Here is a 24,963-nt window from a genome sequence, read left to right on the forward strand (position 1 = left end):
CTCGGCGTGTTCTGCCTCATCGATGCCGTTGTGCTCGTCCTCGGCACTGACCCGCCAACCCAGCGGCTTGAGCGCAAACGCGATGATCGCGGTCAGGACACCGGTGAATACCAGTGCGAACAGGGCGATCACGAGCTGGACGACAAGCTGCTTGTAGTCACCACCCCAGAACAGGCCGGTGTCCTTGGCGAGGAAGCCGATGCCGATGGTGCCCCACAGACCGGATACCAGGTGCACACCCACGACGTCGAGCGAGTCGTCGTAGCCGAGCTTGAACTTCAGCCCGATGGCCAGCGCCGAGAGAACACCGGCGATGACACCCAGGATCATCGAACCCACCGGGGTGAGAGCCCCACAGGCCGGGGTGATGGCGACCAGACCGGCGACGATGCCCGAAGCGGCTCCGACGCTGGTCATGTGCTTGTCACGGAACAGTTCGACGCCAAGCCAGCCGATCATCGCGGCGGCGGTGGCGGAGGTGGTGTTGATCCACACCATGCCCGCGGTCATGTCGGCGGCGAGTTCCGAACCGGCGTTGAAGCCGAACCAGCCGAACCACAGGATCGCCGCACCGAGCATGACGAATGGGATGTTGTGCGGACGGTAGGCGGTCTTGCCGAAGCCGCTGCGAATACCGATAATCAGCGCGAGCACCAGACCGGCCATACCGGCGTTGATGTGGACGACGGTGCCGCCGGCGAAGTCGATCGGTGCGACGTTGGCCTCGCCGTCGGTGCTGCCGAACATCCAGGATGCGAAGCCCGTCTCGGCACCCGACATGAGTCCGCCACCCCAAACCATGTGCGACAGCGGGAAGTACACGATCGTCGCCCACAGGACCGAGAACACCAGCCATGTCGAGAACTTCACACGCTCGGCGACCGAACCGCTGATCAGGGCGACCGTGATGACCGCGAAGGTCAGCTGGAACGCCAGGAACACCGTCGACGGGATCGAGCCGCCACCTGTGACCACCTGGGTGACCGTCTCACCGTTCTCGGTGACGTCCATCGTGTTACCGAGTTGGTCGCTTCCGAAGAGTGAGAACGGGTTGGCGAAGATGCCAAGGATGTCGTCGTCGCCGGTGATGCCATTGCCGAAGGACATCGAAAAGCCCCAGAGCACGTAGATGACGCTGACCGTGGCTATCGAGCCGAACGACATCATCATCATGTTGAGAACAGACTTCCCCCGCGAGAGCCCCCCGTAGAAGAAGGCCAGCCCCGGCGTCATGAACAGCACCAGCGCCGCACTCGCGAGCATCCATGCGGTGTCACCGGTGTCAGGTACGCCAAATGAACTATCTGGCAGTGCCAAAACCACTGTAAGAAACCTCCCTAGAATGCGCCGACGGCTCGGCGCCTCCAACGACTCTGTCGGCAGATGGTTTCGGCCGTGGTGCTCTCAGGTTTCATACATGTGAACCAGTGACCGTCTTATATTTCCGCCATGTAACAACGCAGGTCGTAGCTCAGCTGGATCTCAGGTGCGCCGAACGATCGTCGGCGAGGCTTTCGCGGTGACGAATCGGGGATGTGACCACAGCAACGTGCGGCCACAGCAAGGAGCGACTACAGCAAAGCGTCGACGAAGGCCTCGGGTTCGAACGGCGCCAGGTCGTCGGCGCCCTCACCCAGTCCCACCAGCTTGACCGGGACACCCAGCGCCTCCTGGACGTGGAAGACGATGCCGCCCTTGGCCGTTCCGTCGAGCTTGGTCAGCACGACACCGGTGATGTCGACGACCTCGGCGAACACACGGGCCTGGGTCAGACCGTTCTGGCCGACCGTGGCGTCGAGGACCAGCAGGACCTCATCGACCGGCGCCTTCTTCTCCACGACCCGCTTGACCTTGCCGAGCTCGTCCATCAGGCCGGTCTTGGTATGCAGACGCCCGGCGGTGTCGATCATCACCACGTCCACCCCGTTCTCGATGCCCTTGTCCACCGCGTCGAAGGCCACCGACGCGGGGTCGGCGCCCTCCTTGCCGCGGACCACGTCGGCGCCCACACGTTCGCCCCAGGTGTGCAGCTGATCGGCTGCGGCGGCACGGAAGGTGTCCGCGGCGCCCAGCAGCACACGGCGTCCGTCGGCGACGAGCACCCGCGCCAGCTTGCCGGTGGTGGTGGTCTTGCCGGTGCCGTTGACACCGACGATGAGGACCACGGCGGGGCCGGCCGCATGCGGTAGCGCACGCACCGAACGGTCGAGTTCGGGGTGCAGTTGCTCGACGAGGACGCGACGCAACAGGGCGCGTGCCTCGTCGGCGGTCCGCACGTTGCTGGTGGCCAGCTCGGTCCGCAGTTTCTCGACGACGGCGGTGGTCGAGGCGGTGCCGAGATCGGCCATCACCAGCGTGTCCTCGATCTCCTCCCAGCTGTCCTCGTCGAGGTCGCCGGCACCGAGGAGTCCGAGCACACTCTTGCCGATGGCGCCCTGCGATCGGGCGAGCCGGCCGCGCAGGCGTCCGAGGCGCCCGGCGGTCGGGGCGATCTCCTCCCGTTCGACGACCGACGTCGCCGACTCGGGGGTGTCGGGCACCTCGACCGGTTCGACGAGTTCGGGAACCGGCGCCGTCTCTGCCGCGGTCTCGGTCTCGACCTCGGCGGCCCCTGCGGTATCGGGAACCTCTGCGACATAGGGCTCCGGTGCCGGCGCGGTCTCGGCGGTGGCCTCAGGCGTCGTCACGTCCAGGTCGGCACCCGAGGGGGCGGTCGACGTGGTATCGGCGGGTTGTGCGGGCGCCTGTTCCTCGATCGACTCCGGCGCCTCGAGATCCGGTACCTCGAGGTCGGGTGCCTCGATGTCGGGAAGTGCGACGTCGGCGATCGGGCGTTGCGCGGAGTCCCGCGGCACCGACGCGTCGTCGCCGACGCCGGGCTGCCCGTCGACCTCGGTCCGCTCCACCGGTGGCTGCACGGGCGGCTGTACGGGAGGCTGGGCAGGTTTGGGCTGGGCAGGTTTGGGCTGGGCGGGCTTGGGCGGTTCGGCGAGGGCGGTACCGCCCTGGCTGAACGAGAACCCCGATCCGGCCTTGTATCCGCCGGAGCGGTCGACCTGCGGCTTACTGCCGTCGACGACCTGGGTCGTCGGGCGGTCGGTGAGCGAGATACGCCGTCGGCGCGACAGCATGATCCCCAGCACGATCAACGCCGCGATCAGGATGACCGCGACGATGATTCCGATGATGATTCCGGTGTTCACTCTCGTTGTCCTGTTCTCCGCTGCGGCACTGCGCCGCCGTGGGTGCTGCCCTCGACGCTACGGCCTCTGGCTCATTGTGTTCCGGTCCCCGCGGCGACGGGGATGTCGACGCCGCGCAGACGTTGCGAGATCACCGTGGTGATGCCGTCGCCGCGCATACTGACGCCGTAGAGGGCGTCGGCCACCTCCATCGTCGGTTTCTGGTGGGTGATCACGATCAGCTGCGATCGCTCGCGCAGCTGGGCGAACAGCGCGATGAGTCGTCGCAGGTTGGTGTCGTCGAGTGCGGCTTCGACCTCGTCCATCACGTAGAACGGGGACGGACGCGCCCGGAAGATCGCGACCAGCATCGCCACCGCGGTCAGCGACTTCTCACCGCCGGACAGCAACGACAGCCGCTTGACCTTCTTGCCCGGTGGACGGGCCTCCACCTCGATGCCGGTGGTCAGCATGTCCGACGGGTCGGTCAGGACCAGCCGCCCCTCTCCCCCGGGGAACAGAGTGGCGAACACCTGCTCGAATTCCCGCTCCACGTCGGCGTAGGCCTCGGTGAACACCTGTAGGATGCGCGCGTCGACCTCCTCGACCACCGCGAGCAGGTCGCGACGGGCCGCCTTGACGTCCTCGAGCTGCGCGGACAGGAAGTTGTAGCGTTCCTCGAGCGCGGCGAACTCCTCGAGCGCCAGCGGATTGACCTTGCCCAGGGTGTTGAGGTCCTTCTGCGCCTTCTTCGCCCGGGCCTCCTGGGTCGCGCGGTCATAGGGCATCGGTGCGGGAGCGACCACCGCATCACCGCGCTCCTTGGCCTGCTCGTACTCCGCCATCTCCAGGGCCGACGGCGGCAACGGGACGTCCGGACCGTATTCGGCGACGAGATCGTCCGGCGCGATCGCGAATGTCTCGAGGATCTGCTCTTCGAGTTGTTCGATGCGCAGGGCGGCCTGCGCGCGGGCCATCTCGTCGCGGTGCACGGCATCGCGGAGATCGTTGAGCCGGGCGGTGAGCTCGGCGGCCTGTTGTTTGAGACCGTCGAGGGCGGCGGTCCGCTGCGCCCGCACCTGTTCGAGCTCGTCGCGACCGGCCTGCGCCATCTGCACGGCCGACGACAGGCGCGCGGAGACCTCCGCACCGGCCTGCGCCACCGCCGACGCCACCTCGGCCGCCCGACGACGCGCGCGGTCCTGCTGCTCGGCCCGCACCCGGGCCTCGCGTTCACGTTGTGCGGCGCGGCGCAGCGAATCGGCCTTGCCCCGCACCGACGCGAGACGTTCCTCGGCGGTGCGCAGCTGTAGGCGGGCCTCCATCTCCGAGGCCCTGGCCGCCGCGAGGGCTTCGGCCGCGGCCGCGCGCGGGCCGTCGTCACCGACGTGTTCTGGAGTGGTCTCCGATTCGTCGCGCGCGTAGCGCAGTCGCTCCTCGAGCTCGTGGAGTTTGGCCATGGTCTCGGCCCGGCCCTCGTCGGCCTTGTCCCGCTGCCGGGTCAGCCGGTCGGCCTCGGCGCGCGCGGCCCGGATCTCGTGTCCGAGCCGGGCCATCTGCTCGTAGGTGCCGCCGACATTGGCATCCGATTCGTGCAGGGCCGCGAGTGCCTCCTCGGCGGACTCACGACGGGCCTGCTGCTCGGTCACGGCACCGTCGAGCGCCGCCTCGATTTCCTCGGCGTGGCGGCGCGCGGCCGTCAGCTCGGAGGTCGCGACGTCGATCGCCGACTGCACCTCCAGCGTCGACGGGCGCCGCGACGATCCGCCCTCGATCGAGGCCGGCCCCACCCGGTCCCCGTCGCGGGTCACCGCCAGCACCCGATGTTGCCGTGCCAGTTCGACGCCCTGCTCGGCATCCTCGACCAGGACAGTGTCGGCGAGCACGACGTCGACCGCGCCGCGAATCGAGGGTGGGCAGTCCACCACCGACGAAGCCCACCGTGCGCCGTCGGGGAGGTCGACGCCGGCGCGTCCGGCTCCCTCGGGGAGCCCACCGAGGAGGAGCGCCGCCCGACCGCCGTCTCCGGACTTCAACGCGGCGAGCGCGCGGACCGCGGCGAGCGCGTCGACCGTGGCGATCGCGTCGACGGCGGGGCCGAGTGCACCGGCGATCGCCGTCTCGTAGCCCGGCTGCACGGTGAGCAGCTCCGACATCGGTGCCATCAGACCTTCGGGCGCGTTCTCCAGCAGCCAAGCCCCGCCGTCGTTGCGTTCCAGGCCCACCGACAGGGCTTCGATCCGGGCGGTCAACGACGCGATCCGCTGCTCGGTCTCGCGCTGTTCGGTCTGCAGGGACGCGACGCGTTCGTTGGACAGGTTCAGCGCCGTCACGGAACGCTCGTGGTGATCGTCGAGGCCGTGTTCGGCGGTCTCGAACTCGCTCAGCGTGGCCGCGGCCGCATCCTGCTGCGACTGGGCCGCCGCCCCCCGTTCGGTGGCCGCAGCGATGGCTGCGGTGAGACGAGCAGTCTCCGCGTCGACGGATTCGGCCCGCGTGCGCAGGATGTTCACCTGTCCTTCGAGGCGGGCCAGCCCCTCACGACGGTCCGCGATCGCCCGGACCTCGGCAAGGTGGGCCCGCTCGGCCTCGGCGGCCGCCTGCTCGCCGCGGTGCAACTCGGCCTGAGCAGCCTCCAGATACTCGGCCGCCGCGCTCACCGCCTCGCCCAGTTCGGCCTCGGTCAGCGCGGCCTCCTCCGCCTGCCGGTCGAGTTGCTCGGGATCGGGTCCACTGCTCTGGGCGACCGGTTCACGCAGGTAGCGGCTGCGTTCGGCGGCGACGCGACACGTCGCGTCGACACGCTCGGCGAGAGCGGACAGCCGAAACCAGGTCTGCCCGGCCGCGGCGGCCGCGGGGGTGACCTCGGCGAGGAGTTGTTCGTGTTCGCTGAGTTCGGCGGTGACCCCGTCCAGCGCGGCGGTCACCTCGTCTTGCTGAGTGCGAACCTCGTCCTCGACCGCGGTGTGCTCGGCCATCTCGGACCGACGGGTGACCAGGTCGTCGGCGGCCAGACGCAGACGGGCGTCGCGCAGGTCGGCCTGCACCGTCTGGGCCCGTCTCGCCACCTCGGCCTGGCGTCCGAGCGGTTTGAGTTGCCTGCGCAGTTCCGCGGTCAGATCCGTGAGCCGCGCCAGGTTGGCCTGCATGGAATCGAGTTTGCGGACTGCCTTCTCTTTGCGTTTGCGGTGTTTGAGGACGCCGGCGGCCTCCTCGATGAAGGCCCGACGATCCTCGGGACGCGATTCCAGGATCGCCGACAGGCGTCCCTGTCCGACGATGACGTGCATCTCCCGGCCGATACCGGAATCGCTGAGGAGTTCCTGCACGTCCATCAGTCGACACGAGTTGCCGTTGATCTCGTATTCGCCGGCGCCGTCACGGAACATCCGGCGGGTGATGGACACCTCGGAGTACTCGATCGGCAGCGCGCCGTCGGAGTTGTCGATGGTCAGGGTCACCTCGGCACGCCCGAGCGGCGGCCTGCCCGAGGTCCCGGCGAAGATGACATCCTCCATCTTCCCGCCGCGCAGCGCCTTGGCGCCCTGCTCGCCCATCACCCAGGTCAGGGCGTCGACGACATTGGATTTGCCCGAACCGTTCGGCCCCACCACGCAGGTGATTCCGGGCTCGAATCGCAGCGTCGTCGCCGACGCGAACGATTTGAAGCCCTTGAGAGTGAGGCTCTTGAGGTGCACGACCGTACAGAGTACTCACCATCGCGGCCGAGGAACCGTCACCACGCGGGGCGCACCCCGCCCCGACGCCGGGAGGGCCTGCTACTTCTCGACGAACCCGCGCAGATCTCCGCGTGCCGGTTCGAACCGTTCGACGACGAGGTCGACACGTCCGGCGGTGTCGCCGGACCTCAGTGCCGCCAGCAGTGCTTCGGTCGCCGCGCGGGTCCCCTCGGCGACGACCAGCACGCGACCGTCGGCGAGGTTGGCCGCGTAGCCGACCAGCCCGAGTTCACGCGCGCGCGACCGGGTCCACCAGCGGAACCCGACACCTTGCACGTACCCGTGCACGTGTGCGGTGAGCCGGACCCGTTCCTCGTCGGACATGGGTCAGTCCGTCTCGATCGCGACGTTCACCTGGGCGCCCGCCTTGAGGGTGCGGCCGACGGTGCACACCGAGTCGATTGCGCGTTGCACGACGATGAGCAGCCGTTCGGCGGCGGCCTCGTCGAGTTCGGACAGGTCGATCTCGAGAACCTCGTCGAGCACCGGGTAGACCTCGTTGTCGCGGTCGGCGGGACCACTGACGCGGATCGTCGCGTCGTAGTCGTCGCCGAGGCGGCGCGACAGCGGCCGGTCCGACGACATGCCCGAGCAGGCCGCGAGCGCGATCTTGAGCAGTTCGCCCGGTGTGAAGACACCCTCGACGTCCTCGGACCCGACGAGCACTTCGGCACCGCGCGAGCTGCGACCGGTGTAGCGGCGCGTGCCGGTGCGTTCCACCCACAGTTCGGTGTGCGGCTTGTCCATCGCGTCGGCGGCCGGAGCCTGCGCGGTCTGCTGGTCGATGGTCATGGTTGCTGCGTCATTCCTTCTCGTCTCGTCCCGTCGGTGCGGTCGCCGCACGGGGTGCGTGTGCGACAACGCGCACCGGCGGTGTTTGCTTCCGCGCCGTCGGGGGCGTCGGCGGCCGTGCCGACGCCCGGCGTTGGCATCGCGGGCAATAGTACGAGCTTCGGTTCATGAACTGCTCGCGACGCATGATCGCGCCGCAGCGACGGCAGGGTTCGCCCTCGCGACCGTAGGCGTTGAGGGACCGTTCGAAGTATCCCGACTGACCGTTGACGTTGACATAGAGCGCGTCGAAGGAGGTGCCGCCGACCGCCAGCGCCTCACCCATCACCGCGGTGACGGCGGCGACGAGTTCGGTGAGCTTGGCACGACTCAACCGGTCGGCACCGCGGCCGCCGTGAATCCGGCTGCGCCACAACGCCTCGTCGGCGTAGATGTTGCCGACACCGGAGATGACGGTCTGGTCCAGCAGGACCCGTTTGATCTCGCTGTGGCGCGCGGCCATCGCCGCGATCACCGCGCCGACGTCGAACGCGGGATCGAACGGATCGGGTGCGATGTGCGCGATCGAGTCCGGCAGCCGGCTCGTCGTGTCCGGCGTGCGGGATGCGGCCGGTTCGGCGTACTCGTCGACATGCCAGCCGCCGAAGGTGCGCTGGTCGACGAAACGCAGCTCGTTGCCGTCGTCGAGGGTCGCCCGGATCCGGAGATGGACGTGGTCGGGGTCACCTGCGCGGGTGATCAGCATCTGACCGCTCATCCCCAGGTGGACCACCAGCGGGAACGTGTCGGTGTCGGCGCCGATGTCGAGCCACAGGTACTTGCCCCGACGATGCACCCCGGCGACCGGCCGGCCGAGCAGTCGACCCGTCAGATCCGCCGCACCACCGAGCTGGCGGCGCACCGAACGCGGATGCAGCACCTCGACGGCGACGATGTGGCGCCCCTCGACATGGGCGGCGAGACCTCGGCGTACGGTCTCGACTTCCGGTAACTCCGGCACGGCCGCCTACCGCTCAGCTCGAGGAGGCACGCTCGGTCAGCGCCTGCCAGGCGAGGGCGGCCGCCTTCTGCTCGGCCTCCTTCTTGGTGCGTCCGGTGCCCTGACCGAGGCTCTCCCCCGCCACCACGGCCACCGCGGTGAACTCCTTGTTGTGATCGGGCCCCGTGGAGGTGATCTGGTAGTGCGGGGGTCCGTAACCGCCCTCTGCCGAGAGTTCCTGGAGCGACGTCTTCCAGTCCAGGCCCGCGCCGAGATGTCCGGCGCGCCCGATGATCTCGTCGAACAGTCCGAGGATGACGGTCTTGCATTCGGCCAGTCCGTGTTCGAGATACAGTGCGCCGAACAATGATTCGAGGCCGTCGGCGAGAATGCTGTCCTTGTCGCGGCCACCGGTGAGTTCCTCGCCACGACCGAGGTAGAGATGACGTCCGAGCCCGCCCGGGCCGAGTTCCCGGGCGACGTCGGCGAGCGCGTGCATGTTCACCACGCTCGCGCGGATCTTCGCGAGTTCGCCCTCGGTCTTGTCCGGATACCGCAGATACAGCCGTTCGGTGATGATCACCCCGAGGACGGAGTCGCCGAGGAACTCCAGGCGTTCGTTGGTCGGGAGTCCGCCGTTCTCGTAGGCATAGGAGCGGTGTGTCAGCGCCAGCGTCAGCAGCTCCGGGGACAGTTGCGCCGGCAACGCGTCGAGCAGATCAGCGAACTTGTTGGGCGAGACCCCATCCCCGGCGGTCGCTTCGGTCACCTTTCCTCCTCCGGTCACTGACCTCGGCCATCGTCCCGGCCATCGGGCGTGGACTCGTCCCCGCCGGCCGACGTGCCGAGCTTGTCACGCAACGCGGCCCAGCGCGGGTCGATGATCTCGTGGGAGTGGTCGGCCTCGGCGACCGCGAGACGAACACCGCATTCAGGACACAACCCCGGGCAGTCCTCGGAGCACAGCGGCGCCATCGGCAGCTCCATGGCCACGGCGTCGATGATGGACTGCTCCAGGTCGATCCGATCGTCGATGACGCGGTGCATGTCGTCGGCGTCGGTGGTCTGGTCGGTCGTGCTGTCGGGGTAGGCGAACAGCTCGGTGAGGAACACCGTCACGGTGCCGTCGAGGGGTTCGAGGCACCGCGCACACTGACCCTCGGTCTCACCGCTGACCGTTCCCGTCACCAGGACTCCCTCGGTGACCGACTCGAGCCGCAGGTCGAGATCGACCTCCGAGTCGGCCGGGATGCCGATCATGTCGAGCCCGATCTTCTCGGGCGTCACGACAGTGCGGTGCACCTCCGTCATGGTGCCGGCGCGGCGATTCAGAGACCGGATGTCGATGACGAAGGGATCGCGCGACGGGCCGCCGGCACCGCCGGGCGCCGCGTCACCCGCTGCGCTCTTCACGTGATCAGTCACAGTTGCACGATACGCCCGAGCACCGGGCAGGGTTGGAATGTCCCCGCCCGTCGACCGGACGCCGCGGATCAGACCGCCAGCGGCGCACCTGATTCGTCGATCCGGTCGCGAGTCTGCCCGGCGGCCCCGCGCGGTGCGGGCGCCTCATCCACGCTGCGGGGGTACTCCACATAGTCGTGCATGGCGGCACCGGTGCGCAGCTGATGCCGTCCACGGTTCACCGAACGCAGTGTGCCGGTGAGGATCTCCTCGAACCCGGCGAGCTTCTCGTCGACGTAGACGTCGCAGTCACCGCGCAGCCGGTCGGCCTCGGCGTGGGCGGCGTCGATGATGCGTTCGGCCTCGGACTTCGCCGCCGCCACGACCTCGGTCTCGGAGACGAGCCGCTGCTGTTCGGCGATACCGTCGGCCACCGACTTGTCGTAGGTGTTGTTCGCCGAGTCGATGGTGCGCTGGGCCTCGGCGCGCGCCCGGCCGGTGACGGCCTCGAACTCGCGTGCCGCGCTCGTCGAGAGCCGGTGGGCCTCACCGGTCGCCTCGTCGACGAGCTGACGCCCGTGGGCGCTCGCCTCGTCGACCATCCGATCGGCCTGGGCCTTCGCCTCGGCGAGGATGCGGTCGGCCTCCGCACGCGCGTGGGCCAGGACCGCCTCGGACTCCGAGTCGGCCTTGTTGATCACGGTGTCCGCGTGATGACGCGCGTTGCCGACCAGGGAATCCCGCTGGTCGAGCACATCCTGCGCGTCGTCGAGCTCACCCGGAATCGAATCCTTGATGTCGTCGAGCAGTTCGAGCACGTCCCCGCGCGGGACGACGCATCCCGCCGTCATCGGGACACTTCGCGCTTCCTCGACGATCGCGACGAGTTCGTCGAGCGCTTCAAAAACCCGGTACACAGCAACCCCAATCCGGCGAATGCCTTGGTCAGTTCAGGCAACAACTGTGACCAGTGTGCCGAATGTTGCGCCTGTGACTGGTGAAGCCGATGGTCGGGCGTGTCGTATTCTCGCGAACCGACACGTCTCAGATACGCCGCTCCCCCGCGAGCCGTGCCTGCAGCCGCTCGTGGATGTGTGTCGACAGGAACGGCGTCACGTCCCCGCCGAGTTTCGCGACCTCCTTGACCAGGGAACTCGACACGTGGGAGTACCGGGGGTCGGTCAGCAGGAACATCGTCTCGACGTCGGCGAGTTCCCGGTTCATGTGGGCCATCGGCACCTCGTAGTCGAAGTCGGTGCCCGAGCGCAGCCCCTTCACGATCGTGGTGATGCCCTCGTCGCGGAGATGATCGACGAGGAGTCCGGTCCAGCGGTCCACCCGGACATTCGGCAGATCGGCGCAGTCCTCGCGGATCAGGGCGATGCGTTCGTCGACACCGAACAATCCGGTCTTGTTCGGATTCACCACGACGGTCACGACAAGGGTGTCGAACCGCGCCGCGGCGCGTTCGACGATGTAGCGGTGGCCGACGGTGAACGGGTCGAAGGAGCCGGGGAAGACAGCTGCGGTCATACGCCGAAATCTACGCGACGGCATGAGCGCGGTCGGGTCACGGCCTGTCGGTAAGCTCCGCCTCCAGCCGCGCCATCAACTCCGCGACCGGCCCGGGCGTCACCGAACGCCAGCCGGTGCCGGCCCAGAGGTTGATGTCGTCGGCCTCTCCCGCCGCGGTCGCGGCGGCACGCAACGGCTTCGTCAGATGATGGACGTGCGGGTACGCCGCCGGGGCGTGCGCATGGCGAGTCGCAAACCCGTTGCGCAGCGAGCGGGCCGGGCGACCGGAGAAGGCACCGGTCACGACGGTGTCGCGGTAGGACCGGTCCAGAAGCGCGCGACGGTACGGCGCGGAGGTGCCCGCCTCGTCGCAGCAGAGAAATGCGGTGCCGAGTTGCCCGGCGACGGCACCCTGCGCGAGCACCGACGCGACCGCCGCGCCGTCCGCGATCCCGCCCGCCGCGATGACCGGCACGTCGATGGTCTCGACGATCGCGGCGAGCAGCACCGCCGTCGGGGTGCGCGGCCCACCGGCCGACGACGACGGGTCGTCGAACCAGAGCCCACGATGACCGCCCGCCTCGATCCCCTGCGCGATCACGGCGTCCGCCCGAGGAAACCGCCGCCCGGGCCTCGTCGGTCGTGGTGACGGTCACCGCGACCGGCACCCGCAACAGTTCGTGAACACGCCCGATCAGCGCCGCGCCGGGGTCACCGAAGGTGAAGGTGACCAGGCCGGGCCGATGATCGGCCAGCGCCTCGATCTTCTCGGCGACCTGCTCGTCGGTGAACCGGGCATCGCCGAGGGTCGCGCCGTGGCGCGCGGCTCCGGGGTGGTCGGCCCTCCCGCCATGGGTGCGCACACGATGGGCAACCGCACCGACAACGAGCCGATCCGCAGGCCGGCCGGCCCGATGTCAGCGCTGCTCGCGTGCCGCCACCTCCACCCGGGTGTCTCCGTAGTTCTTGTGCACGAGCACCGTCATACCGGCCGGCCAGCTCGTCTCACTCGCCCGCGCCGCGCGCTCGAGGACGACAAGCCCGTCGTCGGCCAGCCATCCGTCGGCCACGCCCGCGAGGTCGGCGGTCGTGGCGGCATCGTCGAGGTCATAGGGCGGGTCGAGGAACACGACGTCGAAGGTGTCGGCGGCCGGCATCGCCAGGTAGGCCTCGACCGGCCGGGTGATCACCGAGACCCGATCGGCGACGCCGCACTCGCGGGCGTTGGCCGTGATCACCGAGGTCGCGCGTCGCGCCGCGTCCACCAGGACCGCCGACTCCGCACCCCGCGAGATCGCCTCGAGACCGAATGCGCCGGTCCCGCGTACAGGTCGAGGACTCGGGTCTCGGCCAGCTCGACACGGGCGTCGAGCATATTGAAGATGGACTCGCGGACGCGGTCGGATGTGGGGCGGGTCCCCTCATCGGGTACCTTCAGCCGGCGACCACGCAGGCGGCCGGCGATGATCCTGGTCACCGCACCCATTGTGGCCCACCGGCCACAGCCGCGACGCAGGCACCCATTTGCCACCTGAGCCCCTCGGGCGCAAGATTTTGTGATTCACTTCACAAAGCGTGGCTGAACTGGGGAGAGGACGGGTTTTCGACGTCCGATTCGCCGACGCGGGTGACTTCGCGGATACACGTTGTTAACGTCGAAAGTGTCATGAGCCCGTCCCGAACAAGCACCGCCCCAACCACTGTACTCGCTGTCGACTACCGGCAGCCCACACCCGACGACGGTGCGAGATTGTGGGAAATCGCCTCGGACTCAAAGGTTCTCGACGTCAATTCGAGTTACGCCTATGTCCTGTGGTGTCACGATTTCGCCGCCACCTCCATTGTGGCCACCCTTGATGGACGGCCCGTCGGTTTCGTCACCGGATACCGGCGTCCGACCGATCCGTCAACGCTGATGATCTGGCAGGTCGCCGTCGACGACTCCTGCCGCGGCCACGGCATCGCAGCCACCATGCTGCATCACCTCTTCGACCGGGTCCGGCGATCCGGTGTCGTGGCGATGCACACGACCATCAGCCCCGACAACGTTGCGTCCCAACGATTGTTCTCCTCGGTCGCCCAGCGGCGGGGTCTCCGGTTCGAGCGTCGCGACCTGTTCGCGGCAGAGCAGTTCGCCGACTCGCACGCCGACGAGGATCTCTACCTGCTCGAGCCCGAGCTCGTCGAACCCTGAACAATTCCAACAGCATTTCCAATCCCGACGATGCCCACGTCGCATCGCCGTGCCACCGTGCACCGGCGATATCGACGGTTGTCGGCGTCGTCCGAATGATCGTCACACACAACAAAGGGGGAAGTCCTATGAAGCTTCTCGATCAGACCGTCGACGATTCGGTTTTCGCACAGCACGAATCCGAGGTCCGCAGCTACTGCCGCAGCTGGCCCACAGTGTTCACCCGTGCCAGCGGTTCATGGCTGACCGACCAGTCCGGACGCCAGTACCTCGACTTCTTCGCCGGCGCCGGGTCGCTCAACTACGGCCACAACCACCCGGTGATGAAATCAGCCCTCCTGGATTACATCTCAGAGGACGGGATCACCCACGGCCTGGACATGGCCACGGTCGCCAAGGGCAGGTTCATCGAGACCTTCGCCGAGAAGATCCTCGTGCCCCGCGGCCTGGACTACAAGATCCAGTTCCCCGGCCCCACCGGCACCAACGCCGTCGAGGCCGCGCTGAAGCTCGCCCGCAAGGTGACCGGGCGCGAGTCGATCATCAGCTTCACCAACGCCTTCCACGGTATGACCCTGGGATCGCTCTCGGTGACCGGTAATTCGATGAAGCGCGCCGGCGCCGGCATTCCGCTGGTGCATGCCACACCGATGCCGTTCGACAATTACTTCGGTGGGGTCGTCGAGGACTTCGCCTGGTTCGAGCGCGTCCTCGACGACTCCGGCAGCGGCCTCAACCGGCCGGCGGCGGTGATCGTCGAGACGGTGCAGGGCGAGGGCGGCGTCAACGTCGCACGCGCGGAATGGCTGCGCGCCCTGTCGGAGCTGTGCCAGCGGCGCGACATCCTGCTCATCGTCGACGACGTGCAGATGGGCTGCGGCCGGACCGGTGAGTTCTTCTCGTTCGAGGCGGCGGGCATCACGCCGGACATCGTGACTCTGTCCAAGTCGATCAGCGGCTACGGGCTCCCGTTGGCACTGACCCTCTTCAAGTCCGACCTCGACGTCTGGACACCCGGCGAGCACAACGGAACCTTCCGCGGCAACAACCCCGCGTTCGTCACCGCGACCCGCACGCTCGAGCACTTTTGGTCCGACGATTCGCTGACGCGTGACGTACACGCCAAGGGTCAGGCCATCCACGATGCGTTCACCGGCCTCTGCGAGACCTACGACGGCATCTCGACCCGCGGTCGTGGGATGGTTCAGGGCCTGGTCTTCGACGAGCCGACGGCCGCCGGCAAGGTGTGCGCGTCGGCGTTCGGCGCGGGTCTGCTCGCGGAGACCTCCGGGCCATCCGACGAGGTCGTGAAACTTCTTCCGCCGCTGACTATTTCACACGATGATTTGGATCGCGGCCTGGCGATCCTGGCCGATTCCGTCAAGGAGGTGATCGGATGATCGTCCGTACCACAGAGGAGATCACCGGGACCGAGCGCGATGTCGCCGACCCGCTTGGCAACTGGGTGTCCAAGCGCATCGTCCTCGGCGGCGACCGTGTCGGCTTCTCGTTCCACGAGACCACCATCAATGCGGGCTCGGTCAACAACTTCCACTACGCCAACCACATCGAGGCCGTATGGCTCGTCGAAGGCACCGGCACACTGCTCGACAAGGAGACCGGGATCACATACCCGCTCGCTCCGGGCACGATGTATCTGCTCAACGGTCACGAGCGCCATCAGGTGACCGCCCAGACCCGGTTGCGCATGCTCTGCGTGTTCAACCCGCCTGTGGTGGGCACCGAGGTCCACGACGAGAACGGCGTGTACCCGCTGGTCACCGTGCCCGAACCCGTCGGCGGGCCCACCCCGGAGGCCGTGTCGGCGGACTGACCGACGCGGCGCCGCTACCCTGGACAGGGTGCGTACCCGTCTGCAGATCGGCTGGACTCCGGCCGACCCGACCCCGGTCGACACCGACCTCCACGCACGGATCGACCGGATGCGTGCACTCCTGGCGGGCCGGCGCCTGGTGGCGCTGACCGGCGCCGGAATCTCGACGGAGTCCGGTATCCCCGACTACCGCAGCCCCGGCGCCCCGGCGCGGACCCCGATGACGTTGGAGATGTTTCTGTCGTCACCGCAGTTCCGTCGCCACTACTGGGCGCGTAATCATCTGGGCTGGCGGCACATGGATGCGGCGCGGCCCAACGCGGCGCACGAGGCCATCACCGATCTGCAGCAACAGGGCCGGCTGATCGGGGTGATCACCCAGAACGTGGACATGCTGCACACCAAGGCGGGGACGCGCCGGGTGCTGGAGTTACACGGCTGCTACGGTCGCGTCCGCTGCCTGGCCTGCGACTGGCAGATCTCCCGTCACCGGCTGGCGGCTCAACTCGAGGCCCTCAACATGGGTTTCGCCGAGCGGGTGCGTAGCCGCGGCGCGATCGAGGTGGCACCCGACGCCGACGCAACCGTCGACGACACCTCCGACTTCACCATGATCGACTGCCCCGCATGCGGTGGCATCGTCAAGCCCGACATCGTCTACTTCGGCGAGAGCGTTCCCAAACCGACGGTGCAGCAGGCGTTCTCGATGCTCGACGAGGCCGACGCGCTGCTCGTCGTCGGTTCGTCGCTGACGGTGATGAGCGGCCTGCGCTTCGCCCGCCACGCCCGTCGTACCGACAAGACCGTGGTGATCGTGAACCGTGGCGCGACCCGCGCCGATGACCTCGCGGACCTGAAGATCGATCACCTGGCCTCGGTGGTGCTGACGGCACTCGCCGACCCCGGGTCACAGACAGCGACGACTCAGACGGCGACGAGGTCGTCGGCGTGAATAACCGGGCGCCGTAGCTCGGGCGCCAGGTCGGTCGTGGAACGCCCGACCATCAGGGCGATGTCCTCGGAGTCGTAGGCGACCACACCGCGCGCGCGGACGGCCCCTGTGGTGTCGACCAGTTCCACGACGTCGCCGTCGTAGAAGCGGCCGCTCACCCCCACGATGCCCGCCGCGAGCAGCGATCGACGCCGCCGCGCGACCGCGGTCACCGCCCCGTCGTCGAGGACCAGCCGGCCACTGGCGTCCGCGGCGTGGCGCACCCAGAAGCGACGCGCCGAGAGCCGTTCGGGCCGGGCGGCGAAAACGGTGCCCACCGACGCGTCGGCAAGCGCCTGCGCGGCCTGCTCGGCCGCCGCGAGCAGCACCGGCACCCCGGCGTCCGCGGACAAACGGGCGGCGGCCAGCTTGGAGGCCATCCCACCGGTTCCGAGCGCACCGCCGGAGCCCGCGATGACACCGTCGAGATCTTCGGGACCGTGCACCTCCGAGATCAGCCGGGCCCGGCGGCCGTCGGCGTCGACCTTGCGCGGGTCACCGTCGTAGAGTCCGTCCACGTCCGAGAGCAGCACCAGCGCATCCGCACCCGCGAGGTGCGCGACAAGCGCGGCGAGACGGTCGTTGTCACCGAAACGGATCTCGGTGGTCGCGACCGTGTCGTTCTCGTTGACCACGGCCACCGCGCCCAGCAGGCGCAGACGATCCAGCGTGCGTTGCGCATTCGCGTGGTGCGCCCGGTTGGAGATGTCGTCGGCGGTCAACAGCACCTGTCCGACCGTTCGGTTGTATCGGTGGAACGAGGTCCCCCACGCGTGTGCGAGCGCCAGCTGACCGACACTGGCCGCAGCCTGCTTGGTGGCCAGATCGGTGGGACGCTTCTTGAGACCGAGCGGCGCGATCCCGGCGCCGATGGCCCCCGACGACACCACGATCACGTCCGAGCCGGCCCGCATGCGGGCCTCGAGCGCGTCGGCGAGGCGGTCCAGGCGGGCGCGGTCGAGGCCGTCGTGGAGGTCGGTGAGCGCCGACGATCCGATCTTCACCACGATGCTGCGAGCCCGTGCTATCTGCTCACGGACGTCGCTCACCGCAGATCCTGCTCGGACGACGAATCGGTGTCGACCGGGAGACCCCGACGCAGACGACGCGCCTGCTTACGCTCGGCAGCGCCGACACGTTCGTTGTGCTCGAGCCGGATATCGGTGCCGCGCCCGGTCATCGGGACCTCCTCGCCCATCGGCGTGGTCGGTTCCCAGTCGAAGGTCATGTCACCGATGGTGACCGGCGCACCCGGGAGGGCCCCCAGGCGCACCAGTTCGTCCTCGACACCGAGCCGGTTGAGTCGGTCGGCAAGATATCCCACGGCCTCGTCGTTGTCGAACTGCGTCTGCGCGATCCACCGCTCGGGACGGGTACCCCGCACGATGAACCCGCCCTCGACCTCGGGATCGGGTGACACGGTGAATTCGGTCTCGTCGATGGCCTTGGGGCGGATGATCTGCCGACGCGCAAGCGGCTTCGGGTGGCTCTCGCGGTAGTCGGCCACCATCTTCGCCAATGCGAACGTCAGCTCCCGAAGGCCCTCATGGGACACCGCCGAGATCCGGAAGACGGGCCAACCACGCTGCGCCAGTTCCGGTTCCACGAGGTCGGCGAGGTCGGCGGCGTCGGGTACGTCGATTTTGTTGAGGATGACCACGCGGGGTCGCGAGGCCAGGTCGCCGAGCCCGTGGTCGGCGTCGAGCGCCGGACGGTAGGCGGCCAGTTCCGCCTCGAGCGCGTCGATGTCGGAGATCGGGTCCCGACCGGGTTCGAGGGTGGCGCAGTCGACGACGTGGGCGAGCACCGCGCAGCGCTCGAGGTGGCGCAGGAACTCGAGGCCGAGTCCGCGGCCGGTGGAGGCTCCGGGGATGAGTCCCGGGACGTCGGCGATGGTGAACACGTCGCCGGCGGTCTGAACGACACCGAGGTTCGGGGCGAGCGTGGTGAACGGATAGTCGGCGATCTTGGGTTTGGCCGCCGACAGCACCGACACCAGCGACGACTTACCCGCGGACGGGAATCCGACCAGGCCGACGTCGGCGACGGACTTCAGTTCGAGGACGAGGTCGCGGTGCTGTCCTTCCTCGCCCAGCAGGGCGAATCCGGGGGCCTTGCGGGCCTTCGACGCGAGGGCCGCGTTGCCCAGGCCACCGCGACCGCCCTGCGCGGCCTCGAAGGTCGTGCCCTCGCCGACCAGGTCTGCCAGGATGGAGCCGTCGCCGTCGAGCACGACGGTGCCGTCGGGGACCTTCAGCACCAGGTCTTCGCCGGTGGCGCCGTCACGGTTGTCACCCATGCCGGGCTTGCCGTTGGATGCCTTGGCGTGCGGCCGGAAATGGAAGTCGAGCAGGGTGTGCACCTGCGGGTCGACGACGAGGCGCACCGAACCGCCGTTGCCGCCGTTTCCGCCGTCGGGGCCGCCGAGCGGCTTGAACTTCTCGCGGTGCACCGACGAGCAGCCGTGGCCGCCGTTACCCGCGGCGACGTGAATCGTCACGCGGTCGACGAACCGGGACATGCGAGGTACTTCCTCTCTCGAAATGCAAACAGGGCGGGAGGGTTACCGTGACCCTGCCCGCCCTGTCGGAGCTGTGCTCGAAAAACGTCCGGGATCAGACCGCGGTGGTCTCCGGGACGATGTTGACGGTCTTGCGGCCGCGCTTGGTGCCGAACTCGACGGAGCCCGCAGCCAGGGCGAACAGGGTGTCGTCGCCGCCGCGACCGACGTTGACGCCCGGGTGGAACTTGGTGCCGCGCTGACGGATCAGGATCTCACCGGCGCTGACCTGCTGACCACCGAAGCGCTTCACGCCGAGGCGCTTGGCATTGGAATCGCGACCGTTGCGCGAGCTGGACGCGCCCTTCTTATGTGCCATCTCTGCAGTCCTCCTGAGGTACGTGCGGGAATCGGTTTACTTGATACCGGTGACCTTGAGGACCGTCAGCTTCTGACGGTGACCCTGGCGCTTGTGGTAGCCGGTCTTGTTCTTGAACTTGTGGATGCGGATCTTCGGGCCCTTGACGTGCTCGACGACCTCACCGGTCACCGAGATCTTCGCGAGCTGGTCCGCATCGGTGGTGAGGGTCGAGCCGTCGACGACCAGGGCCACCGGCAGGCTGACGGTGCTGCCCGGCTCGCTGTCGATCTTCTCGACCTTCACAATGTCGCCCTCAGCGACCTTGTACTGCTTACCGCCGGTCTTGACGATCGCGTACGTTGCCATCGAAGCTGTCCTCTTAACTCGTCTCTCGGACCCGCGGTGCCGATGTCGGCACCGGGGTGTTCTGGTGGTGCGTGCCTGGCGCGGACCGCACGACATTCCCGATCCTGCGCCGGGGAGTCACTACGGAACACACCAGATGCCTGCCGACGGATCTCGCGTGGCCGATCGGGAGACCAGGACGAATCCTGGTTCCGGGCACAGCGCGAACCCTCCGCGGAAGGCGACCAAACAAGATTACGGGACCGCCGCCGGTCGGGTCAAACTCGCTTCGCCCGCCCCGACCGTGCTGTCACGGTCACCGTGATCACTGTTCGGCGGGCGGCGGACCGGCGGGTCGTCCCGCGGTGCGCCGGCGGGGCCGTCGCCGTACCGCGACCGCTGCCTCCGACGTCGTCGAACCGCCGATCGGTCCGAACGTGGTGAGAGGTGCCGCGGATGCACCGGCACTCTCGCCGGTCATGACGATCGGCTCGGACGTCGTCGGCGGCGCGGCGGCCTGGCGTACGACACGGCGCCGACGCCTGGTTGCGGCCTTGACGGCGGTCGGCTCGGGTGCCGTCGGCGCGGGTTCGGGTTCCGTCGGCGTGACTTCGGGTGCCGTCGCCGCAGGTTCGGGTGACGGCGCCGCAGATTCGGGTGACGGCGCCGCAGATTCGGGTGCCGCCGCCGCAGATTCGGGTGCCGCCGCCGCGGGTTCGGGTTCCGTCGGCGTGACTTCGGGTGCCGCCGCCGCAGATTCGGGTGCCGCCGCCGCAGATTCGGGTGCCGCCGCCGCAGATTCGGGTGCCGCCGCCGCAGATTCGGGTGCCGTAGCCTGCTCGTCGTGGTCGTGCTCATGGTCGTGGTCGTGCTCGTGGATATGGGCGGCCATGGCGCGGAACATCGGGTGTTCGGCCGGGTTGTGCGCCGGCTTCTGGGTCTCCGGTGCCGATTCGTTCTTCCGCCGACCACGTCGTGAGCGCTTGCCACCATCGCTGCGGCCGACGTCGTCGGGACGCACCTCCACGGGATTCGCATGCACGACGATGCCGCGGCCCGCGCAATGCGAGCAGGTCGTCGAGAACGCCTCGAGCAGCCCGGTGCCGAGCCGCTTCCGCGTCATCTGCACCAGACCCAGCGACGTCACCTCGGACACCTGATGGCGGGTCCGATCGCGGGCGAGCGACTCGGTCAAGCGTCGCAACACCAGGTCGCGGTTCGACTCAAGCACCATGTCGATGAAGTCGACGATGATCATGCCGCCGATGTCGCGCAGGCGCATCTGCCGCACGATCTCCTCGGCGGCCTCGAGGTTGTTGCGGGTGACCGTTTCCTCGAGATTGCTGCCGGAGCCGGTGAATTTACCGGTGTTCACGTCGATGACCGTCATGGCCTCGGTGTGCTCGATGATCAGCGTGCCGCCCGATGGCAACCACACCTTGCGTTCGAGGGCCTTCGCCAGCTGCTCATCGATGCGGTGCACCACGAACGAATCGGGTGCGTCGGCGTGCTGCTTGGAGAACCGCTCCACCCGGTCCATGAGGTCGGGCGCGACCGCCTTGATGTAGCGCTCGACGAGATTCCAGGCTTTCTGCCCCTCGACGACCAGCTTCTTGAAGTCCTCGTTGAACAGGTCGCGCACCACGCGCACCAGCAGGTCAGGCTCCTCGTAGAGCGCCTGCGGCGACGAGGAACCGTTGCCGGACTTGGCCTTTTCGACCGCGGCGTCGATGTCCTTCCACTTCTTCTCGAGGCGCTCGATGTCGGCAGCGAGATCGTCGGCGCTGACACCCTCGGACGCGGTGCGGATGATGACGCCGGCGTCCTCGGGCACCAGTTTGCCGAGGATGCTCTTCAGTCGCTTGCGCTCGACGTCGGGCAGTTTGCGGCTGATTCCGGTCGACGAACCGCCGGGCACGTAGACCAGGTAGCGGCCCGCGAGCGAGATCTGGGTGGTCAGCCGCGCTCCCTTATGCCCCACGGGATCCTTGCTGACCTGGACCAGCACGTTGTCGCCGGGCTTGAGGGCCTGTTCGATCTTGCGCGACCCACCGTCGAGTCCGGCGGCATCCCAGTTGACCTCGCCCGCGTACAGCACCCCATTGCGGCCGCGACCGATGTCGACGAATGCGGCCTCCATTCCCGGCAGGACGTTCTGCACCCGTCCGAGGTAGATGTTGCCGACCATCGACGACGACGTCTCGGTGGTCACGAAGTGCTCGACGAGCACACCGTCCTCGAGCACCGCCACCTGCGTGTAGTCCTCGACCGGGATTGCCGAATCGGATCCACCATTGCCCTCGGCGACGATGCTGCTGTTGGCGCTGCGTTCACGCACCACCATCACGCGTTCGACGGCCTCGCGGCGGGCCAGGAACTCCGACTCGCTGAGGATGGGCGGCCGGCGACGGCCCGCATCCCGACCGTCACGACGGCGCTGACGCTTGGCCTCGAGGCGGGTCGACCCCGAGATGCCCTGCACCTCGTCGCGGGCCCGCTTGCTGCGGGGTTCCCGCTCGTGCACGACAGTGTTGGGCGGGTCGTCGGGTGCGCTCTCGTCGACGTCTCCGCCACCCTTGCGACGCCGACGCCGGCGGCGACGCTTCGACGACGGCTCGCCGTCCTCGGCACCGGCGGTCTCCTCGGTCTCCTCGGTCTCCTCGGACTCCTCCGCGCCTGCCGTCTCCGACTCGGCGGCCTCCTCGGTGCCCTCGTCACTCGCCGCGGCCTTGCGTGACTTCTTGCCGGACGGACGTCCGGAGTCCTCCTCGGTCGAGGCCGCCGCCTCCTCCTCGGTCGACGACTCTTCGCCGCCCGGGCCCTCGCCCTGATCGCCGCGACCCCGGCCTCGGCCGCGTCGACCCCGACGCCGACGACGTGCGCCGCGGTCCCCGTCGCCGGACTCGTCTTCGGCGGCGATGGGTTCCTCTGCGGTCGGTTCGGGGCTCTCTTCGGCCCGTGACGGACGCGCGACGGGCTCGACCGCCTGCGGTGACAGGAACAGCGGCTGCGCCGCGACCGTCTCGGCCGCGGGGATGGGTCGGTGCTGGGTCTCGTCGATGGCCGAGAAGAGCGTCGGCGTCTCCACCTCGGGAGCGCTCGCCTGCTCGACCGGTGTCTCCTGCGCGGCCTCTGGCGCCGTGGCCTCCTCGACGGCGGCCTCCGCAGCGGGCTGTTCGGTCGGCGTCTCTTCGGCGACCGGCTGCTCGACCGGAACCTCCACGGCCGCCGGCTGCTCGACCGGAACCTCCACGGCCGCCGGCTCCTCGACCGGAACCTCCACGGCCGCCGGCTCCTCGACCGGAACCTCCACGGCCGCCGGCTCCTCGACCGGAACCTCCACGGCCGCCGGCTCCTCGACCGGAACCTCCACGGCCGCCGGCTGCTCGACCGGAACCTCGGAGGTGGGCTCGGCCACCGCTGCTACCTGGGCCTCAGGTGTCTCGGCGGTGGCCGCCTCTTCGGCCTCCGCCTGGCTGCGGACCCGATCCGCCACCGCCTGCGCGACCTCGCGGTCGATGCTGGATTGGGGGCTGCGCGTCTCCACGCCCAGTTCGGACAGGTGCGCGAGCACTTGACGACTGGTCAGACCCAAGGTCCTTGCCAGGGCGTGCACACGAAGCCTGCTGGGAAATTCGAAATCCTCCGCCGATGTTGACGCTGCGTTCGCGTCAGCCGGCGACCCGTTGTCGGTCACTCAGTCTCCTCGAGCCCCCGGGCGCGTCGGGCTGACGCGGCCACGCGAGGGCTTCACTCTGTGTCCCGGTCGCTGTGGACCGGTGTTGTGTGGTCTTCGCGTCCTCTCTCCGCCGGCAGCTGCCGGTTGCGAGACGACGCCTTGCGTTGTTGACGACCTGCTCCGGCCACGTCATCCACACCACCGCGTCGCGGACCATGGCCCGCCGTCCGGCTGCCGGAGGCAATCGGACCTCGATGGGGAAGACGGGCATCGGGGGTAACCGACGCCGAAGGTGTCATCCGGTCGCCGGTGACAGAGCGTGCCACCGACAACTGACCAAGTATCCCACACAGCGAGGAGTTCCCCGCACACTATGCGGCGTTTCGCCGACGACGCGGGCTCGCGCACCCGGCGACGAGCCGGGCGACAACGGGTTGTCGAGGATCAGGCGCCCAGGTCGGGGAACCAAAGCGCAATCTCGCGTTCGGCCGATTCCGGCGAGTCCGAACCGTGGACCAGGTTGTTCTGAGTGCTCAGCGCGTAGTCCCCCCGGATTGTTCCCGGAACCGCCTTCTCGACCGGGTCGGTGCCGCCGGCGATCTGGCGGAAGGCCGCAACCGCTCGCGGACCCTCGAGGACCGCCGCGACCAACGGACCGGAGGTGATGAACTCGAGCAGCGCCGGGTAGAACGGCTTGCCCTCGTGCTCGGCGTAATGGCCGCGCGCGACCTCGTCGCTGACCGTCTTGAGTTCGAGCGCCACGAGGGTCAGGCCCTTGCGTTCGATCCGGCCGATGATGTCGCCGACGAGAGACCGGGCCACGCCGTCGGGCTTGATGAGTACCAGAGTCCGTTCAGTCACGAGCACACTCTAGCCGCTGGCGCCGCGGTGCCCGGGAGCGCACCGTTGAGAGAAATCAGGGGCAGTACTCCCCGGCCACCGCGAAGAAGCCGTAGTCGAAGAGGTTCCCCGACCGGGCGCGCGGGTCGACAACGACCTGCACGCATCCCCCCGGCGTGGCCAGCGCATCCTGCAGGGCCATGTCGAATTGGGCGGCCAGCGCGAGATTGGCGGGCCGGTACTGCTCGGGAACCGGGAGCGAGGCGATCGCCTCGGGCAACCTCATCGACGCCGCCCGCTCGGTGACCGCACGAGTCGCGAGGTAGCTGTACTCCCCCTCCGCGACCGGCACCGGCGCGTCCGCGGTCGGGACCTCAGCGGTCGGGACGCCGACGGGTCCCGGTTCGGGTGTGGCGTAGGCCGTCCCGGCGGCGAACGGAAGCACGGTCAGAGCAGCGGCCGCCGCGGCGGCGCCCAAGGGGCGACGAATACGGGTGATAACAGACAAGCGTTTCCCTCACAGCATGATTGCGAACTCCGGACAGGGGACGCACACACGCGTCGCCGGCCCCCGAAGCGCCATTGTCACAGTCCCCGGCCCGGAAAT

22 protein-coding genes and 1 pseudogene are annotated in these 24,963 nt (G+C 68.6%); 4 read left to right on the forward strand and 19 right to left on the reverse strand.

The window, feature by feature from the left end:
- From GORHZ_RS02695 to rsmD, 12 genes and pseudogenes are all read right to left on the reverse strand, one after another.
- Window positions 1–1,323: ammonium transporter (locus GORHZ_RS02695; protein WP_040529911.1), on the reverse strand; the 1,323-nt coding region annotated here is incomplete at its 3' end.
- A 248-nt stretch (window positions 1,324–1,571) separates the two neighbouring features.
- Window positions 1,572–3,203, reverse strand: coding sequence for a signal recognition particle-docking protein FtsY (gene ftsY, locus GORHZ_RS02700; RefSeq protein ID WP_006330182.1), 1,632 nt, complete (start codon window positions 3,201–3,203; stop codon window positions 1,572–1,574).
- A gap of 71 nt (window positions 3,204–3,274) precedes the next feature.
- A complete protein-coding gene (gene smc / locus GORHZ_RS02705; RefSeq protein WP_006330183.1) occupies window positions 3,275–6,880 on the reverse strand; it encodes a chromosome segregation protein SMC in 3,606 nt (1,201 codons plus the stop codon).
- An 81-nt stretch (window positions 6,881–6,961) separates the two neighbouring features.
- Window positions 6,962–7,246: an acylphosphatase gene (locus GORHZ_RS02710; protein WP_006330190.1), complete on the reverse strand. Its 285-nt coding sequence runs from the start codon at window positions 7,244–7,246 to the stop codon at window positions 6,962–6,964.
- 3 nt (window positions 7,247–7,249) lie between these two features.
- Window positions 7,250–7,714: an OsmC family protein gene (locus GORHZ_RS02715; RefSeq protein ID WP_006330191.1), complete on the reverse strand. Its 465-nt coding sequence runs from the start codon at window positions 7,712–7,714 to the stop codon at window positions 7,250–7,252.
- 10 nt (window positions 7,715–7,724) lie between these two features.
- A complete protein-coding gene (gene mutM, locus GORHZ_RS02720; protein ID WP_006330192.1) occupies window positions 7,725–8,714 on the reverse strand; it encodes a bifunctional DNA-formamidopyrimidine glycosylase/DNA-(apurinic or apyrimidinic site) lyase in 990 nt (329 codons plus the stop codon).
- Between the two features lie 13 nt (window positions 8,715–8,727).
- Window positions 8,728–9,462: a ribonuclease III gene (gene rnc / locus GORHZ_RS02725; RefSeq protein ID WP_006330193.1), complete on the reverse strand. Its 735-nt coding sequence runs from the start codon at window positions 9,460–9,462 to the stop codon at window positions 8,728–8,730.
- Between the two features lie 14 nt (window positions 9,463–9,476).
- Window positions 9,477–10,118 (reverse strand): YceD family protein, encoded by a 642-nt coding sequence (locus tag GORHZ_RS02730; RefSeq protein WP_006330194.1) that lies wholly within the window; start codon window positions 10,116–10,118, stop codon window positions 9,477–9,479.
- Window positions 10,119–10,186: 68 nt separating this feature from the next.
- Complete coding sequence (locus GORHZ_RS02735; protein ID WP_006330195.1) at window positions 10,187–11,014, reverse strand: DivIVA domain-containing protein; 828 nt, start codon at window positions 11,012–11,014, stop codon at window positions 10,187–10,189.
- Between the two features lie 127 nt (window positions 11,015–11,141).
- Window positions 11,142–11,630 carry a pantetheine-phosphate adenylyltransferase gene (gene coaD / locus GORHZ_RS02740; RefSeq protein ID WP_006330196.1) on the reverse strand — a complete coding sequence of 163 codons (489 nt, stop codon included), beginning with the start codon at window positions 11,628–11,630 and terminating at the stop codon, window positions 11,142–11,144.
- 37 nt (window positions 11,631–11,667) lie between these two features.
- Window positions 11,668–12,213, reverse strand: a complete 546-nt coding sequence (locus tag GORHZ_RS02745) for an NAD(P)H-dependent flavin oxidoreductase (protein ID WP_006330198.1) — start codon at window positions 12,211–12,213, stop codon at window positions 11,668–11,670.
- 316 nt (window positions 12,214–12,529) lie between these two features.
- Window positions 12,530–13,089, reverse strand: a pseudogene (gene rsmD, locus GORHZ_RS32165) (16S rRNA (guanine(966)-N(2))-methyltransferase RsmD).
- Window positions 13,090–13,278: 189 nt separating this feature from the next.
- Here rsmD and ectA point away from each other — a divergent pair.
- From ectA to GORHZ_RS02770, 4 genes are all read left to right on the forward strand, one after another.
- Window positions 13,279–13,806: a diaminobutyrate acetyltransferase gene (gene ectA / locus GORHZ_RS02755; protein ID WP_040529908.1), complete on the forward strand. Its 528-nt coding sequence runs from the start codon at window positions 13,279–13,281 to the stop codon at window positions 13,804–13,806.
- A gap of 128 nt (window positions 13,807–13,934) precedes the next feature.
- On the forward strand, window positions 13,935–15,206 hold the full coding sequence (gene ectB, locus GORHZ_RS02760) for a diaminobutyrate--2-oxoglutarate transaminase (RefSeq protein WP_006330206.1): 1,272 nt from the start codon (window positions 13,935–13,937) through the stop codon (window positions 15,204–15,206).
- Window positions 15,203–15,640, forward strand: a complete 438-nt coding sequence (locus tag GORHZ_RS02765) for an ectoine synthase (protein ID WP_006330207.1) — start codon at window positions 15,203–15,205, stop codon at window positions 15,638–15,640. The genes ectB and GORHZ_RS02765 overlap by 4 nt, the downstream gene beginning before the upstream one ends.
- Before the next feature lie 28 nt (window positions 15,641–15,668).
- Window positions 15,669–16,592, forward strand: coding sequence for a Sir2 family NAD-dependent protein deacetylase (locus tag GORHZ_RS02770; RefSeq protein WP_006330208.1), 924 nt, complete (start codon window positions 15,669–15,671; stop codon window positions 16,590–16,592).
- On the opposite strand, the gene proB is transcribed toward GORHZ_RS02770, so the two are convergent.
- The 7 genes from proB to GORHZ_RS02805 form a co-directional block, all read right to left on the reverse strand.
- Complete coding sequence (proB, locus tag GORHZ_RS02775; RefSeq protein ID WP_006330209.1) at window positions 16,565–17,680, reverse strand: glutamate 5-kinase; 1,116 nt, start codon at window positions 17,678–17,680, stop codon at window positions 16,565–16,567. The genes GORHZ_RS02770 and proB overlap by 28 nt on opposite strands.
- Entirely contained in the window at window positions 17,677–19,152 is a 1,476-nt protein-coding gene (obgE, locus tag GORHZ_RS02780) for a GTPase ObgE (protein WP_006330210.1), read from the reverse strand. The genes proB and obgE overlap by 4 nt, the downstream gene beginning before the upstream one ends.
- A 94-nt stretch (window positions 19,153–19,246) precedes the next feature.
- Entirely contained in the window at window positions 19,247–19,510 is a 264-nt protein-coding gene (gene rpmA / locus GORHZ_RS02785; RefSeq protein WP_006330211.1) for a 50S ribosomal protein L27, read from the reverse strand.
- A gap of 36 nt (window positions 19,511–19,546) precedes the next feature.
- Window positions 19,547–19,858: a 50S ribosomal protein L21 gene (gene rplU / locus GORHZ_RS02790; protein ID WP_006330212.1), complete on the reverse strand. Its 312-nt coding sequence runs from the start codon at window positions 19,856–19,858 to the stop codon at window positions 19,547–19,549.
- Window positions 19,859–20,162: 304 nt separating this feature from the next.
- The gene (locus GORHZ_RS02795) at window positions 20,163–23,534 is read right to left on the reverse strand and encodes a translation initiation factor IF-2 N-terminal domain-containing protein (RefSeq protein ID WP_006330213.1); all 3,372 of its coding nucleotides are present in this window, start codon (window positions 23,532–23,534) and stop codon (window positions 20,163–20,165) included.
- A gap of 426 nt (window positions 23,535–23,960) precedes the next feature.
- On the reverse strand, window positions 23,961–24,377 hold the full coding sequence (gene ndk / locus GORHZ_RS02800; protein ID WP_040529913.1) for a nucleoside-diphosphate kinase: 417 nt from the start codon (window positions 24,375–24,377) through the stop codon (window positions 23,961–23,963).
- 55 nt (window positions 24,378–24,432) lie between these two features.
- The gene (locus tag GORHZ_RS02805; protein ID WP_006330229.1) at window positions 24,433–24,864 is read right to left on the reverse strand and encodes a hypothetical protein; all 432 of its coding nucleotides are present in this window, start codon (window positions 24,862–24,864) and stop codon (window positions 24,433–24,435) included.
- Window positions 24,865–24,963: the final 99 nt, after the last annotated feature.

This window comes from Gordonia rhizosphera NBRC 16068 (assembly GCF_000298195.1).
GTDB classification, from domain to species: Bacteria; Actinomycetota; Actinomycetes; order Mycobacteriales; family Mycobacteriaceae; genus Gordonia; species Gordonia rhizosphera.